We start from the raw sequence: 15,279 nt of genomic DNA on the forward strand, positions 1-15,279 counted from the left end.
TCAAGGAGAAGATCAATCTTAAGCTAATCGAAAACAAGACCTTTGATTCTGGAGCCATAGGTCTCGTTTACCAGACGGTAAGATGACCTTGTCACATAAGGTGTTTACTCTAACGGGAGACGTTAGCTCAATTAACCGCCTTTTCATAAAGGCGGTTTTCTTATGCTCACAAATCAACTTTAGAATTTAACATAACCTTAAAAAAAAGGATTTAAAAGGCGTTTTATGGCTTTTCGTTATCGCTTTATTTGGAGTGTCTTTTAAAACGCATATCTATAGTTATTTCAATACTAAAGAAATAAATTTACTCATCACTGGCTGTAATAATCTCTCAAGTAATTATTCATTTAAGTGTAAGCCGAAATAGATTAAATTGTAAATATTCTTTGAACCGGTGGAACTTAATTTAATTGAGTTCCTCCATTTCTTATTCAACTAACGAGTGCTTTACTTTAAGATTATTGAGCTGTTTAGACAGCTCTTTTTTTCTTATTAAACTCCCATGAAACAAATTATTCATCATTCATTTTCTGTGGAGAAGTGCAGTTTTATTCGCTTAATGGATGGCTAACGGGGCGGGTTAGTTGGTGTATTCAGTTACGCAACAATTACGGGCTGTTACGACAAATTTGGCAACAAATTCATACAATAAAAAAGAAAGCTCCCTTTAATTAGGGAGCTTTTTCTAATAAGTTAGAAATCATGTTATATAAGTCTTCACCTTTGACGACATAACTATATGCAAGAGTCTTAGTTGGCAGTGTCGTATAAAAAATAACCTCTTTCGTAGATTTATTTTGACTTATATACAAAATAATATCATCAGTGTACATAGTTATCGTTCCTGAATGGTATCATTCAAATGAAAAATGCTCCCCAACCCTATCATATATTTTAATCACTGTAGTTTCAGCATACTTTAGATGATTGATATACCTACTTAAACAAAATATAGCAACCAGAAAAACAATTAATGTACAAATCCATCTTTTCTTTTCCTTTTTTTCTCTAACTCTGAGTTTTTACCATCATCATCATAAACCTTTATGCATCTCGTTCCCCCTGTATTATTCAAAAATTCGACAAAAATTAATGAAATCCTTTATTCATTTATATGCAATGTTAGTTTAGCTTTACTTCAATAGGGAGTGAAGCCTTTGTCTACTTCAAGTGAAAAGGCTGTTTTGTTCAAGAAGGATAGAAGGAAAAATGACAATCTATGACGAAATTAATGAAAGATATGAGATTTAAGTCAAAGAGAGATTTCTGAGGTGGGTTTCTGATGAATGTGACATTATCTATTGTTCCTTATGAAGATAAAGTGGATTTTGTGATTAATATTATATAAAGATGAGGTACGTAAATATAACGTTATCGGAAATTGATATAGAATTTTTGCGAAGAAGGAATTGATTATTATGAAGCTTGATGGAAAAAATGTAATTCTTTCAAGAGTTACTCCGGATGATTTGGATTTTATTTGTGAACTAGAATGCAATAAAGATATTTGGTTATTTGAAGAATATATTGAATCAGATATGAAAGTCGTTAGAGAAAAGTACTTACAAAAGATGAATAATCAGTATAGTTATGATTTTATTGTCAAAAGCACTATAGAGGGAGAAATTAAACCAATTGGTCTGGCCCAAATTTGGTGTTATGTAGAGCATAGAAAGAGTTGGGAACTTGGTTTTGCAATTCTTCCTATTTACCAAGGAAACGGTTTAGGGTATGAAGCAACGAAACTTTTAATAGAGTTTGCATTCGAAAGATTACAAGCTCATAAAGTAGTTGGAATGTGTAATTGTAACAATCTTGAATCTGTAAAATTAATGGAGAGCTTGGGCATGAGAAGAGAGGGAACATTTCAAGAAGAACTGTTCTGGAATAACCAATGGCATGACCAACATTTTTATTCAATACTGGAAAGAGAGTACTTAATTAATTCATCAATGATAAGTGACTTAAACAATGAATTAGAAGATTTTTAATAAAAGTTAATTGGGCTACTGTTTGTGAAGAAATGTACTTAAACTAACGTGGTGCTTTACTTCAATAAGGAGTAAAGCCTTTTTCTTATTGAGCTAAAGCAGCAGTTTAGTTGAAGATTAGAATGTGAGTTTTTATGTCACATTTGACTCATTATGTGTAATAGAAAGAAAGGCACAAAAAAAGTTGCGCCTGTAACTTAAAGATTATAAAAAAGTTTTTTTACTGTTCTGGATGAAGGATATTGCAGGCACTTAACCAATTTCCAGAAGGATCTTTAAATCCAAAACCACCAAATTCACCTTGTAGATTTAAAGGACCAACTTCAACTTGTTTTCCTTCAAGCCACTCATATAATTCTTTTAAGGAAGGAGTATAAAAGTCAATCATGCAATGAACGATATCAGTATTTGTATTTCTAAATGATAATCCAATAATTTCTTCAGTTTCAACCAAGAAAATCGTTGGAACTCCTTTTGATTTCATAGTAAGCATAGCATTTTTTTCACCTTGAAAGTGGACCTCGGCACCAAGGATATCGATATAAAATTCAACAGACTCTTTTAAATTAGTAACTGGTATTTCCAATGTAGCGATATGCGAAATTAATTTAGTCATAATAGCCTCCTGTATTTTGTTTGCATGTATATTTTTCTACACTCAGTTAAGAAATCCCTGTTAAGTTTCATTAATAATGGAAAGTAATTACCGCTAAGTTGATACATGTAGTTTGAGGTATGACATATGGGTGGACAATATACGATCATTATCTACTACACAGTTCGACGATAATGTGTAATAAAAGAGAAGGGGGCTTACTCAACTAACGGGTGCTTTAATATAATATTAACAATAGACAAATTAGGCATATATTTTATAAGAAATTAATAAGTTGAAGTGGAGGTTAAATCATGACGAATAAATTTCCTTCAATGAATTTCGAAATAGAAACCGAGCGACTCTACCTGAATATGTGGGAAGAATCAGATGCAAACTGGTATAGAGAACTTATTGGAGAACGTGGAATTGCTAAGCCATCATATGAAAAGGTACAAAAAAAAATTCTCTCTCTTCGCGAAAGTTCACTTGAAAACGGTATAAGTTTACTTACTGTTAGACGAAAAGATGAGGAAGACTTTATTGGATATTGTGGATTAATTATTGGTCGTTCTACATTAGAAGAACCTGAGATTGCTTACGAGTTGTTCCAAAGAACTCACGGTAATGGCTATGCAACTGAAGCTTCCTCGGCTATTATGGAAGCTGCGATCGCCACTAATCGAAGACGAATTTGGGCAACTGTGCGCTCTTGGAATATTGCTTCATTTCGAGTTCTTGAAAAGCTTGGTTTTATCCGCCATCATAGTATATGTGACGAGAATGGAGAACTTGTTTGGAACCTTCGTGATCTATAAAGAAAAGATAAAGAATTATTAATATTTGAATGGTAATCAATCTTTTGTTAATTAAAATACTTAAGTTATAGGGGGCAATACTTTAGGTGTATTGCCTTTTTCTTATTCCACAAACGCAGCAGTTTAGTTGAATAAGAAAACATATTAGGGAACACTAAAACGAGGTGTTGAACTAATGAAAAGATACATTACTTTAATAATGACATTTCTTCTTGTTATTGTCCCTAATAACCCAAGAGCAGAAATTGAAGGATATGATATCGTTGCAAAGTCAAGTAAAGAGAATATAACCTTATATGCTAAAAAAATTAATGATTTATATTATGATTTCAAACTCGATTTCAAAGGGGAGCTTTACTCTAGACCTTTTTGGATAAACGTTGCTAATAATATTACTTATGCCCCACAAATATATTATGAAGACATTAACAAAGATAAAAAGAAAGAGTTAATCATCATTTTGAACCAAGGTTATGGTACTGGTATATTACAGCAAGAAGTTTATGTTTATGGATATACAAACGGATTGAATGACGTACTAGTTGATAACCCTTTAGCAATTATCTATAAAAACGTAAAAACCAAGTTATCGACCGACAAAGCCGAAATAAAAATAGGTGACAAAGTGTATAAAGTTGATATAACCCCTTTGAAAATAAAACCTACAAACTTATTTGAGGATATTGCTTTTGGCGGTGTAACTAAATATGAAGTAAAAGACCATCAACTTATTGCTACAATCTCTGGTCAGATTTCTCCAGCAGGCTTTGTTGGTCAATTTGTAATTGTGTATGAATATCGTGATAAAATGTATCAAGCGAAATCAATTGAATTTCAACCTTCACCCGAGTTAAGATATATTAACTATCGCAGCAGTTTAGTTGAAGATTAGAATGTGAGTTTTTATATCACCCTTGACACATGATGTGCAAATAAAAAAATCCGTGTGCTTCCAAAGGCCTAACAGATCAATTTCTATCTTTGCATTTTACGAATATATGCTAATTGTCCAATATGGTATGCATTATGAGTTGCGGCATTGGATATTATTGCCCACCATTCTGCCTTCACAGGATATCCATTTACAATAGATAAAAGTTGCTCTTCCTTAATTAGTTCTTGCCATTGAAGTAGTATGTTTAACAACTTTTCTTTTAATTCAAAGAAAGTATTCTCATCTCTAACAAGAAAAGTATCGGCATTGTTAGTGGTTTGTGAACCGGAATCAACTTGATTTTTCTTGTACCATAATTGCCAAGTTTCATTCCAATAAATTAGATGTTGAACAATTTCAGCAATACTATGACTTGAATTATCAGGTTTCCAATATGCTTCTTCTTCAGATAGTCCATCAACTGCTTCATAGAATGAAATATACCAACTACGATCATTAGCATTAGCTAGAAGTTGATCTAACAAAATGGTCTTAGCATCAATCATTCGCTTTTCATCTCCTTATTATTATTCTTTCTAAAAAGTATATCATTTTGATGAACAGTTCGTAGATAATGTGTAATAAATGAGAAGGGCTTATTCAACTAACTGGTGCATTATTTGAAGATCGTTGAGCTGTTTAGACGGCTCTTTTTTCTTGTTCAACTAAAGAGGTAGGATATTTCAATAATATTTCTAGAGGGATTTTATGATTAAGTCTTTAAAAGGGCAATTTATCTTATCTATATTTGTTGCAATTGGCTTTGTTTATGTTAATTTTTCTAATATTGAGTTTACTCTTGATGAGAGGGATCCAACCGTTCGGGTAATATTTTTTTTCATCATGATTTTATCGGTGTTTAATGCAGGATTATTGACTGAAAAATACATTCAAACAAGAAAGTAAAAATAGCTCTTATTCAACTGGTGCTTTAGTAAAACAAGTAATTCTGGTTTATATTAATATTGTTGAAGAAGGAAAACAATATTCTAAGGTGGGTGATTTAATATGAAACCAGTATATAGTGGTTTTCCACTTGTAATGGAAACAGAAACGGATGGGTTTATTTATGGAGAAATTACAGATCATTTTAACTTTGAATATGAGGAAGGCAAATTTTGTACATCAGGAGACGGTTTTGTGCAAGCACCAGATGGAAATAAGGCAGGAATTATATGGGATGTAGAAGATGAACCCTATTTATCAGTTTGTATTGAACCAGAAGAAGATAGATGGGGAGTTTACAATGTAGGCTTTGTTAAGCCAATACAAACGATGGATGATTTAATATACAATTTTAAAAAAGTGTTACCTTTTATAAAAGAAGCGTACTACAAAGCTAAATTAGGAAAGTAACAATTTGTATTAACGGGTGCTTTACTTCAAGAAGAAGTAAAGCTTTTTTTCTTATTAAATTTCTTGGATGAATAGGTTTGTTATCACGCTTTTCATTACGTTATTTGCATTGGGCGGTTGTAACTCATTTAATTCAAACGATATCGAAGGTAGTATTTATGAAATAGGAGAAAATAGCATAAAAATTGAAGTACTTGGAGATGACCCTGAAGCTGATTATCCTGCTTATGAAATTTTTATTGATGATGATACAGTGATCGAAGGTACAAAAGATAGCTTCGTCGAATTAGAAGTGGGAGACATTGTGAAGGTATGGGTAGAAAATCAAGAAGCTGATAAAAAAATTGTAAAAAAAATCTCTGTTTTTGTTATAAATAGTTAAGAAGAAAGACCAAGATATGTCCAGAAGAAATAATGCTGTATTCAACTAATGGGTGCTTTAGTAGAACAGGGGTGTAAGAAGACAGCCTTGTTATTCAACTAATGCAGCAGTTTAGTTAAATAAAAAGCTATAAATGGGAGGAAGTAAATGTATATTTTGCTTATCGGTTTTTTTATGCTTTTTCTAATATCAACAACCACGGGACTTCTTATGATGTTTAAGCTGAGAAAGAGAAATAAATATAATGTTGTAACTGGAATTATTGCTTTGGGGACAGGAATTTTTTGTTTATTAGCCAGTATTTTGTTTTATTTGGTTGTTATATAAATCTATTCTCCCTTAAAGAAGTACACCACCCAATACTTACTGAACTAACGGAGCAGGTTAGTTGAATAAGGGATGTTAAAATAGGGATAAAAAGGAGATGTGAAGATGCCAATATTTCCAGAAGAAAGCGACTTTCTTTCGTTATTCGAATCGGAACCAATGTTATTAGATACAACTACAAAAGACTTGCCATTTTATTACAATGAAGCAACCTACCGATTCTCCAATGGACAGGAAGACTTTGTTATTAAGATTTGTCCGTCTTATGGTGAAGTTAAAATACAAGTATCTATGCATAGTTCAAATAGATTGTTATCACTTTTAGACCTGAAACGGGTTGAAAAACTTGAAATTACAGCAGATAAAAAAGAATGGGCAAGTATGCTACTAACAATTGATAATGAGAATTCTCAACAAATAATAGAAATTGATTTTAAGCCTTATTTTAAACAGATTTTTAAAGAACATCTTACTTAGTAAGTTCAACTTCTTATTAAGCTAACGGGTACTTAAGTTAAACAAGACCATCATTTCGATGGTAGCAGGTTAGTTTAATAAGATAGTTAAAATTTGTGATTGGATAGAGAATTATAGAGAGGTGTTATCTAATGGATTGGATAGAAGTTAAGAATAGTAAAGATATTGAAAATATTTTGAAAGAATTTGGATGGTTTCATGATAGTTGTTTAAAGGAGTTGTATATGTGGACTGAGAGTTATGTGGATGAAAACTTATCAATGGCTGTGCCAATAGGTCTAGATATGAATGTACGAATCCTATTCCAAAGGCAGTTTCGTAATCCTTCTGCAATTGAGTTATTATTTGAAGGTGTAACCCAGTTTCACATCCTTCCAAGTCCAGAAAATTATGACTCAATCATTTATGATGCAACACTAATTTTTCATAAAGGTTTATTTTATTGGGCAGATCAATCTGACTGGAAACCCGAAAACTACACTCTTGAAACAAATAGCTGGATTTCAGCCAAAAGTCTAAAGTGGCGTGATGCTAGTTCATGGATGGGAAAACAAAATCGATACGGTGTAATTAACAAAGGTTAGAGGAATTTTTATTCAACTACAATGGAAGAACGTAATCTTCTTGCATATTCTGTGGTGAAGCTTGGCTTCATATATGGCTAACGGGTATTTTCTTGACGATCACGGAGTTGCTCAGGCAGCTCTTTTTTCTTTAACTAAAGACGCGGTTTAGTTGAAGAAGAAAATGGGAGTTTTTATGTCGCATTAGACTTTTTAAGAGTAAAAAAAAAAGCCAATCAAATTTAATCAGCTTTCCGTTTTTTGATTTTATTAATATAGTAAATTTCAGATATAATATTTAATAATAAAAAAGAGCTTGCTAACGCTTTAGTCAGTGCACTTCCGTTAAGGTGGAATATAATTACAGAGATAAATAGTAGCAAGATGAAAATATGTATAACTTTATTAGTTACCTCTGATTTAAACAAGGTAGTACACCAACTTTCTACATATTAATTATCTAATATACGTATCTGAAATCAATATGTTTCAAATATTTCAATAATAATTGAGTCACAGTTCGACCATAATGTGTAATAAATGAAAAGGTGCTTATTCAACTAGCGGAGTGCTTTAGTTATACATGACCATCATTTCGATGATCTATTTTTATGTTCAAAACATCAATTTGATATTTGTGATCAATTGTGAAATGGGTTTAAAAGAAAAAGAACACATTAAGTGTTTTCGATCTCATGTTGTATTTTAAGGAGGCTTACTGTGTTCGTACGTAATCAATTCAACTGGTGGATATTCTTTAGGAAGATTCTTCATTGGTTGAATAAATTGGTCGATCGCAAACCTTTGTGCTATTTATTTCCTTTAAACGATCTAGATACCGTAACAATTTGTGAAGGTGTTGCATAGCCTTTAATATTGGTATCGAAATATCTTTAAGAAAAATAGTTGACACTCAAACTACTTGGTGGTACGATGTACTCGTAATAAGCAATACTTAATAGCTTGTTTCACCAAAAGCTATTAAGTAAAAATTTTTACTTCGGTACTATGTTATACTGAATATAAGTCAGACAGAATAGAGGTGGCTCTAAATATGGAAAATTTAACCGAAATGCTAAAGGGTTCGCTAGAAGGCTGTGTACTGGAAATTATCAGCCGCCATGAAACTTATGGTTACGAGATTACCCGTCGCCTGAACGAACTTGGGTTTACCGAAGTCGTGGAAGGGACGGTCTACACCATCCTTGTGCGATTAGAAAAGAAAAAACTCGTGAGCATAGAAAAGAAACCGTCAGACATGGGGCCGCCCCGCAAGTTTTACTCACTTAATGAAGCTGGCCGCCAGGAACTTGAATTGTTTTGGAAAAAGTGGGATTTTGTATCGTCAAAAATTAACGTCTTAAAGTTAATCTAGCTTCATAAGATATTCCGTCGGATATTTTGGAGTGTCTTGTTCAGCTTTATAAAAAAGGAGGAAAAATCATATGATGGAAATGTTCAAAAAAATGATTGGTGATAAAAAAGAATACAAGATGATGATGGCACGGGTTGAAGCCCTGCCTGAAGACTACCAGTTTGTATTTAAAAAAATTCAAAACTACATGTGGAATTTCACGGCAGGTAACGGGATGGATATGCTGCACATGCAATATGAATTAATCGAGTTGTTCGAAGCTGGTGCGTCTGAAGGCAGGCAAGTACTGGAAATCACTGGCGACGACGTGGCGTCCTTTGCCGACGAGCTAGTGGCAAACGCTAAGACCTATATCGCCAAGTATCGTGAAGATTTGAATCAGAGTATCACAAAGCGATTGGGAAAAAAATAAATTCAATAGATAATACCGACTGAATAGCTGGTTAAAAATGTGAATTGCCACCTACGTTATTCAGTTAAATTTTTATCCGGTAGTAAGTATAACGTATTACCAGTAATACTGAGTAGGAGAGTATAGGCAATCTAGCTCCGCAAGGCGCTTATTATAAGGAGGAAAATAGTATGAGCAAAGCAGCGATTTCTGTAAAAGGGTTAAAAAAATCCTTTAAATACAAGGAAGTCTTAAAAGGGATAGATTTTGAGGTTCGGCGTGGCGAAATTTTCGCACTTCTGGGCCCAAATGGAGCGGGCAAGACGACAACGGTCAACATCCTCTCAACACTGATGAAACCCGATGGCGGTGAAGTAAGTATTTGCGATATTGACGTCCAGCGTCAACCGGATCATGTACGCGAGAGCATCAGCCTGACAGGACAGTTCTCAGCTTTAGACGGCATGCACACTGGACGGGAAAACTTGATGATGATCGCCAAGTTGCGGGGAGTTTCCAATCCCGCTCAAGTCTCCGACAATCTGCTTGCAAGATTCAGCCTGACTGATGCGGCCAACCGCCGAGTGGACCAATATTCTGGCGGGATGAAGCGCCGGCTTGACATCGCCATGAGTCTAATTGGGACGCCAGCAGTCATTTTTCTCGACGAACCGACGACAGGGCTTGACCCCGAAGCGCGGATTGAAGTCTGGGATACAGTTAAGGAGCTTGCTGGTGGAGGCACCACCATCTTGCTGACGACCCAGTACTTGGAGGAAGCCGAACAACTAGCGGACCGTATCGCCATCCTGCATGGCGGAAAAATCATCACAACCGGTACCCTTACCGAACTCAAAGAGAAGTTCCCGCCAGCGAAAGTGGAGTACATTGAGAAGCAGCCGACATTGGAGGAAATTTTCCTCGCGTTCATCGGCAAAAAGGAGGAAATGTAAATGAAAAGCAAAACAGGTGTATTACTTGGTCGTTTAATGCGCAACATCATGCGTAGCCCGGATACGATTATCACGGTGGCAATTACTCCGATTATGTTGATGCTGCTGTTTGTCTACGTATTTGGCGGAGCCATAAAGACAGGTACGGACAATTACGTAAATTATTTATTGCCGGGAATCTTGCTGATGGCTATCGCATCCGGTGTCGCTTACACTTCCTTGCGGCTGTTTACGGATGTAAAGAGCGGGTTGATGGCGCGTTTCATTACTATGCCCATCAAACGCGCGTCGATATTGTGGGCTCACGTGTTGACCTCTCTTGTTTCCAATGCACTTACTGTCGTGGTGGTTATCCTCGTCGCGCTTTTGATGGGCTTCCGTTCCAACGCTGATATCCTGCATTGGTTCGCGGTAGCTGGGATACTCGGTCTATTTACGCTGGCGATGACATGGCTGGCGGTCATTCCCGGATTGACAGCGAAGTCTATGGAAGGGGCGACGGCCTACTCGTACCCGTTGATTTTCCTGCCGTTTATCAGTTCTGCCTTTGTTCCCACGGAAACTATGCCTAAAATTATCCGCGCGTTCGCTGAGAACCAGCCTGTGACTTCAATCGTGAATGCGATTCGTGGCCTCTTGTATGAAGGGTCTGTTGGCAACAGTATATGGATCGCGCTTGCCTGGTGCGTCGGCATCATTGCCATCGCTTACTTCTTCGCCAGTAAACAATTTAAACGCCAGTTAGGGTAAGTACAATATTATTGGATTAGTCATATTAACAGACAGCCGATCTTAACACGCTTACCAATGAATCATTAAACGTAATAACAATCGCGGATTGATTGGACCAATTGATATGGTTCTTTTCTAACTCAACTATTTCTCCAATTCGACAACCGGTAGAAAACATGAATCCGAAAATCGCGCTCTTTCCATTGGGGAATGACAGGTTTCACGAAGGTGTTCAATCTCCCATTCGGTTAAATACTTGGATATCCGCTTCCCTACTTTGGGTTCTTTAGTTTTGGAAGTTGGATTCTTACCCAGGCAGCTTTCTTCATGGGACCAACGAAAAAATGATTTCATAAAGCGGATACGATGTGCAAGACTGGCTGGTTTTAAATGCTTGCCGGATATAGCAAGATATTCCTTCAGTTGATTTGTATCCAGCAATTCCATCTCTACATCCTTAAAATGCCCAATTAGTAGCAAAGACTGTAACAGGTATGCCTTCAACGTTTGTGGCTAAAAGCCCTCTATTCGTTTATCAGCTTTAAACGAAGACCAAGCTTTTGACAGTAACAATTCCATTCCCTCTAAAATAGTAATATTAAAGGGATTATTGCCAACGTAATAGAATTATAGACATAATGAATATTTTTACTAACGAAGCAGGTTAGTTTAAAGGAATGTCAAAGGAGGCTACTATGAATAAAGTAATACTTAGAGATATCAAATCTGGTGATCTACCTATATTCTTTGAATATCAAAAAGATGACATTGCCAATCAGATGGCAGCTTTCACGTCAAAAGATCCAACAAACTGGAATCAATTTTGTCAGCACTGGAACCGTATTTTAACCGATGCAACCATTATCAAGCAGGCTATTACATTAGAGAATAAGGTGGTGGGTCATATCTCCAGCTTTGAAATGTTTGAAGAACTTGAAGTAAGTTACTGGATAGGCCGTGAACATTGGGGAAAAGGTTTTGCAACGGATGCACTTAAGCAATTTCTATCTTTAGTAACAATACGTCCTTTATACGCTCGGGCTGCAAAAGATAATATCGGATCGAGGCTGGTTCTTGAAAAATGTGGATTTCTAATAACAGGGGAAGGAAAAGGATTTGCAAATGCACGAAATGAGGAGATTGAAGAATTTATCTTCACTCTTCGATACTGATAGAAAGGACTCATAGTTTTCTTTATACGTTAACGTGGCGTTGATCAAGGAAGGGATTGACGTCCTTTTTGTTGAACTTATTGTCTAAAGAAGCAGTTTAGTTAAACAAGGGATGAAAAAATAGAAAAAAAGGGGAATAAAAAATGAACAACGTGGTTTCAAATGATATTAAAATTACGATTAATAGAAAAGGTACTATATCATTGATTCTTGGCGTTCTTTCAATTGTTACTTCATTTATGGCTGTAGGTTTAGCATTCGGAATTATCGGATTAATCTATGGCGTCATTGGGGTAAGGGAGGTAAACCGTTTTAATCAAAATGGAAAAAGAAAGGTTATAACAGGTGTTATTTGTTGTATTCTTGGGATCTTCTTGACTTCAATGTTCTCCATTATCGCTGGTATGTCACTCTTCAACTAACAGGTGCTTTACTTGAAGATCCTTGAGCTGATTAGACAGCTCTTTTTTCTTATTCTACTAAAGAGGCAGAATAGTTCAACAAATGAAATGGGTATAAGGTAAAATATCATTAGAGAGAGGGATGGTTTTGAAAGAAAATAAACAAGCTCTGTATTTCAATATGATTTTGGGTACAATCGGAACCATACTCATAGCTTTAGCTGCAATGAGGTATCTGGTTAAAGAAAATGATAATATAGGGAACGCATTAATACTTTTTGGTTTTATATTAATGAATGGATATATCAATTACTTAGAAAGAAGAGTAGGAATAAGTAAAAAATTGACTTGGATTAGTGGTGTTGTATTAATAATTTTGTTTATTTCTTTTTCATATTTCTTATATTTCTAGTTATTTCTTATTCAAGTAACGGGTGTTTTACTTCAAGAAAGAGGTAAAGCCTTTTTTCTTATTGAACTAACACAGAAGTTTAGTTGAATAAGCAGGGATTATTGATAAAGAATTGGGCAGGCAAATTAGAAATGGATGTGAATCAATGTTAGCTAAAGGTCATGTTGTCAGTATGCCTAAAATTTATTGGGTCATTTTGATTCCTATTTTCATAGGGGTGAGTTACTAAAACATTTTTTTTGATTGGCAATTACGATACTTTGGCGTAACTGAAGCCGAAGATTTTGGACGATATGTATTTGTCTTATGTATAAGTTTTTGCCAGTGCTTTATTTACATTTTGTTAATTCGGTTGGCAGTATCTTTATTAAATTATATATTTAGGTATAAAGAGCAGAATTCTTCATCATAAACGGAGCTATTATTAAAGAATTATTCTTATTGAACTAACGGGTGCTTTACTTGAAGAGAATTGAACTACATAGATGGCTCTTTTTTTTATTCAACTAAAGGTGCAGGTTAGTGAAAAAATATAAATGGCTGTGTACTTTTGATAAGATATTTTTTAAGGGGTGATTAAATGGAGAAAAGTATTAAAAAATGGGCTATTTATGGATTTTTAATTTCCTTAGCCCTAGCAATCTTATTTGTGGATTACAAAGTAATTACTCATTTTAACGGTGGTTATACAACAGAGTATGTACCAATTTACGATTACATTGTTACTATAATTCGCTACAGTGTATTAGGTGCTTTTGCAGGAATGTTTGTAGGTTGGAGATTTGGCAAAGGACAGGATAAGGTTAACAAATCAAAAACATATTATGCTGAAGTGTTTTTTGGAGTATTCTTTATAGTAATGTTTATAGGAATTATATCCTTCTTTGTTTAACTAACGTGGTCCTTACTTCAAGTAGGAGTAAAGCTTTTTTTCTCATTTAAATAAGGCAGCATTTTATTTCAATATCAGCAAGTGTATTTTTGTTAATTCAAATTGGGAAATTACTTAATATTGCAATCGGCCAGATTGTGGAGTAAATAAAGAAATGCGCTTTAAGCTTTCTGGAAATTTTGGGAGGATATAAAAACTGTGAACATTGTTTTATTATAATTGAATTGCTCCTATAATAAAAAAGAGCGCACGCTGAATTTAATTGGAGGGAGCAAAGAAATGATTGCAGATCAACAATTAGTTATAAACAATCTTGAAGAAAAAATAAGAATATTCACTCATGCTGTTAATGGAACGCTTATCAAAGAAGAAGATTTCGTCCTGGTGAATACAGAAATACCCACTGATACATTCAATGTACTTTTGCCGAAATCTTCACATATAAAAAATGCATTTAATATTAGAAGTAGTATCGAAAATATGTCTCTTAAAGAATATCCCTTTAGTACGTGGATAGACTCCCGGTATTTGAACGCTGACTGGCAAGACCTGATGCAAGAATACGACCTAAAAGAAGCAGAACGTAATGTAATGATGAAACTTGAAAATACTCTTAATGTTGGTCAAAGAAAGTCCCATCAGCTTATGATTACTCATGTGAGAAATTTTGAAGAACTTAAGGAATATAAAGAGGTTTTTATGAGCCTATTTGAAGGTACACCAGAAAAAGATGCGTTAGAAAATTATTTTAATAAGTTTTCTGAGGTAAATTTAGATTCAGAAATTCAAATGTTTATTGGACGCGTCGGTGAAATAACTGTATCTACTGGTTTACTAATAGATAGTAAGGAAAGTTATGGGATTTATGATGTTATGACAAAAGAAACATTTAGAAGTAAAGGATATGGCAGTGAAATGTTTCAATACCTTCTTACTCAAACAAAAGATAAACAAAAACCCGTTGTCTTACAAGCATCAGTGGATGGGAAAAATATCTATAAGCGCTTTGGGTTTATAGATGTTGGAGAAATGGTTGTATTTGAATAAGGAGTTTTCTTATTAAGTAAATTGGCGCGATTGTTAAACATGAAGCAAAAGGGTGATACAAATTAGTCATGTCTAATATGTATCGCCCTTTGAACAAGGTCAATGTAGGGGGATTAGAATGGATATTGATTTTTTATTAAACCATCCTGATAAGATAAAAGAAGTTTCTGAATACGTCTGATTATTATTGAAAAAGAGGGTGGACTTATGTTGAAACTGTTTCTGATGATAAATACGAAAAAATTGATGTATTTAAAATGAAGTGTATTTGATTTTATGAATGATACTTCTTTATCCTTTAACAAACTACATTGTGAAGGAATGTACTTAAACTAACGGAATATTTAATCGGATATCCTTTACTGGATGATTCTGTAATAAAGTTTTGAGGAAAGTATTGTTTCCATTTTTTTTGAGGTGTATATTAATTAAATATTTGTTAAAGACAAAAAATTTGACAG

Annotated in this window: 21 protein-coding genes; 18 read left to right on the top strand and 3 right to left on the bottom strand. The window is 34.4% G+C overall.

The features are described 5' to 3' along the window. Positions 1-1,418 precede the first annotated feature (1,418 nt). Positions 1,419-1,991, top strand: coding sequence for a GNAT family N-acetyltransferase (locus ACFVR1_RS19110; protein ID WP_387586277.1), 573 nt, complete (start codon positions 1,419-1,421; stop codon positions 1,989-1,991). Between the two features lie 220 nt (positions 1,992-2,211). Here ACFVR1_RS19110 and ACFVR1_RS19115 read toward each other — a convergent pair whose 3' ends face one another. After that, entirely contained in the window at positions 2,212-2,607 is a 396-nt protein-coding gene (locus ACFVR1_RS19115; RefSeq protein ID WP_387586278.1) for a VOC family protein, read from the bottom strand. A 293-nt stretch (positions 2,608-2,900) separates the two neighbouring features. Here ACFVR1_RS19115 and ACFVR1_RS19120 point away from each other — a divergent pair, with 293 nt between their 5' ends. Beyond that, positions 2,901-3,404 carry a GNAT family N-acetyltransferase gene (locus ACFVR1_RS19120; protein WP_387586279.1) on the top strand — a complete coding sequence of 168 codons (504 nt, stop codon included), beginning with the start codon at positions 2,901-2,903 and terminating at the stop codon, positions 3,402-3,404. Positions 3,405-3,579: 175 nt separating this feature from the next. Beyond that, positions 3,580-4,296 (top strand): hypothetical protein, encoded by a 717-nt coding sequence (locus ACFVR1_RS19125; RefSeq protein ID WP_387586280.1) that lies wholly within the window; start codon positions 3,580-3,582, stop codon positions 4,294-4,296. 83 nt (positions 4,297-4,379) lie between these two features. Here ACFVR1_RS19125 and ACFVR1_RS19130 read toward each other — a convergent pair whose 3' ends face one another. Beyond that, entirely contained in the window at positions 4,380-4,844 is a 465-nt protein-coding gene (locus ACFVR1_RS19130; protein ID WP_387586282.1) for a DinB family protein, read from the bottom strand. A gap of 202 nt (positions 4,845-5,046) precedes the next feature. On the opposite strand from ACFVR1_RS19130, the gene ACFVR1_RS19135 reads away from it, so the two are divergent. The 10 genes from ACFVR1_RS19135 to ACFVR1_RS19180 all read left to right on the top strand — a co-directional run bounded on the left by ACFVR1_RS19135 (position 5,047) and on the right by ACFVR1_RS19180 (position 10,912). Continuing rightward, the gene (locus ACFVR1_RS19135; RefSeq protein WP_387586283.1) at positions 5,047-5,244 is read left to right on the top strand and encodes a hypothetical protein; all 198 of its coding nucleotides are present in this window, start codon (positions 5,047-5,049) and stop codon (positions 5,242-5,244) included. 102 nt (positions 5,245-5,346) lie between these two features. Further along, on the top strand, positions 5,347-5,694 hold the full coding sequence (locus ACFVR1_RS19140; protein WP_387586284.1) for a 3-deoxy-8-phosphooctulonate synthase: 348 nt from the start codon (positions 5,347-5,349) through the stop codon (positions 5,692-5,694). Between the two features lie 67 nt (positions 5,695-5,761). Next, complete coding sequence (locus ACFVR1_RS19145; protein WP_387586285.1) at positions 5,762-6,076, top strand: hypothetical protein; 315 nt, start codon at positions 5,762-5,764, stop codon at positions 6,074-6,076. Between the two features lie 147 nt (positions 6,077-6,223). After that, positions 6,224-6,403: a hypothetical protein gene (locus ACFVR1_RS19150; protein ID WP_387586286.1), complete on the top strand. Its 180-nt coding sequence runs from the start codon at positions 6,224-6,226 to the stop codon at positions 6,401-6,403. A 105-nt stretch (positions 6,404-6,508) separates the two neighbouring features. Beyond that, positions 6,509-6,880: a hypothetical protein gene (locus ACFVR1_RS19155; protein ID WP_387586287.1), complete on the top strand. Its 372-nt coding sequence runs from the start codon at positions 6,509-6,511 to the stop codon at positions 6,878-6,880. 131 nt (positions 6,881-7,011) lie between these two features. After that, positions 7,012-7,464, top strand: a complete 453-nt coding sequence (locus ACFVR1_RS19160) for a hypothetical protein (protein ID WP_387586288.1) — start codon at positions 7,012-7,014, stop codon at positions 7,462-7,464. A 1,033-nt stretch (positions 7,465-8,497) separates the two neighbouring features. Beyond that, positions 8,498-8,818, top strand: a complete 321-nt coding sequence (locus ACFVR1_RS19165) for a PadR family transcriptional regulator (protein ID WP_387586289.1) — start codon at positions 8,498-8,500, stop codon at positions 8,816-8,818. A 70-nt stretch (positions 8,819-8,888) separates the two neighbouring features. Beyond that, positions 8,889-9,230, top strand: a complete 342-nt coding sequence (locus tag ACFVR1_RS19170; protein WP_387586290.1) for a DUF1048 domain-containing protein — start codon at positions 8,889-8,891, stop codon at positions 9,228-9,230. Positions 9,231-9,400: 170 nt separating this feature from the next. Then, positions 9,401-10,162, top strand: coding sequence for an ABC transporter ATP-binding protein (locus ACFVR1_RS19175; protein ID WP_387586291.1), 762 nt, complete (start codon positions 9,401-9,403; stop codon positions 10,160-10,162). Then, a complete protein-coding gene (locus ACFVR1_RS19180) occupies positions 10,163-10,912 on the top strand; it encodes an ABC transporter permease (protein WP_387586292.1) in 750 nt (249 codons plus the stop codon). A 126-nt stretch (positions 10,913-11,038) separates the two neighbouring features. Here ACFVR1_RS19180 and ACFVR1_RS19185 read toward each other — a convergent pair whose 3' ends face one another. After that, positions 11,039-11,341, bottom strand: a complete 303-nt coding sequence (locus tag ACFVR1_RS19185) for a hypothetical protein (RefSeq protein WP_387586293.1) — start codon at positions 11,339-11,341, stop codon at positions 11,039-11,041. A 248-nt stretch (positions 11,342-11,589) separates the two neighbouring features. Here ACFVR1_RS19185 and ACFVR1_RS19190 point away from each other — a divergent pair, with 248 nt between their 5' ends. From ACFVR1_RS19190 to ACFVR1_RS19210, 5 genes are all read left to right on the top strand, one after another. After that, on the top strand, positions 11,590-12,066 hold the full coding sequence (locus tag ACFVR1_RS19190; protein ID WP_387586294.1) for a GNAT family N-acetyltransferase: 477 nt from the start codon (positions 11,590-11,592) through the stop codon (positions 12,064-12,066). Positions 12,067-12,209: 143 nt separating this feature from the next. Further along, positions 12,210-12,488, top strand: a complete 279-nt coding sequence (locus ACFVR1_RS19195) for a hypothetical protein (protein ID WP_387586295.1) — start codon at positions 12,210-12,212, stop codon at positions 12,486-12,488. Between the two features lie 121 nt (positions 12,489-12,609). After that, positions 12,610-12,879 carry a hypothetical protein gene (locus ACFVR1_RS19200; protein ID WP_387586296.1) on the top strand — a complete coding sequence of 90 codons (270 nt, stop codon included), beginning with the start codon at positions 12,610-12,612 and terminating at the stop codon, positions 12,877-12,879. Positions 12,880-13,459: 580 nt separating this feature from the next. After that, the gene (locus ACFVR1_RS19205; protein WP_387586297.1) at positions 13,460-13,771 is read left to right on the top strand and encodes a hypothetical protein; all 312 of its coding nucleotides are present in this window, start codon (positions 13,460-13,462) and stop codon (positions 13,769-13,771) included. A gap of 279 nt (positions 13,772-14,050) precedes the next feature. Continuing rightward, positions 14,051-14,818: a GNAT family N-acetyltransferase gene (locus tag ACFVR1_RS19210; protein WP_387586298.1), complete on the top strand. Its 768-nt coding sequence runs from the start codon at positions 14,051-14,053 to the stop codon at positions 14,816-14,818. Positions 14,819-15,279 lie beyond the last annotated feature (461 nt).

Source organism: Psychrobacillus sp. NPDC058041, assembly GCF_042885655.1.
GTDB lineage: Bacteria > Bacillota > Bacilli > Bacillales_A > Planococcaceae > Psychrobacillus.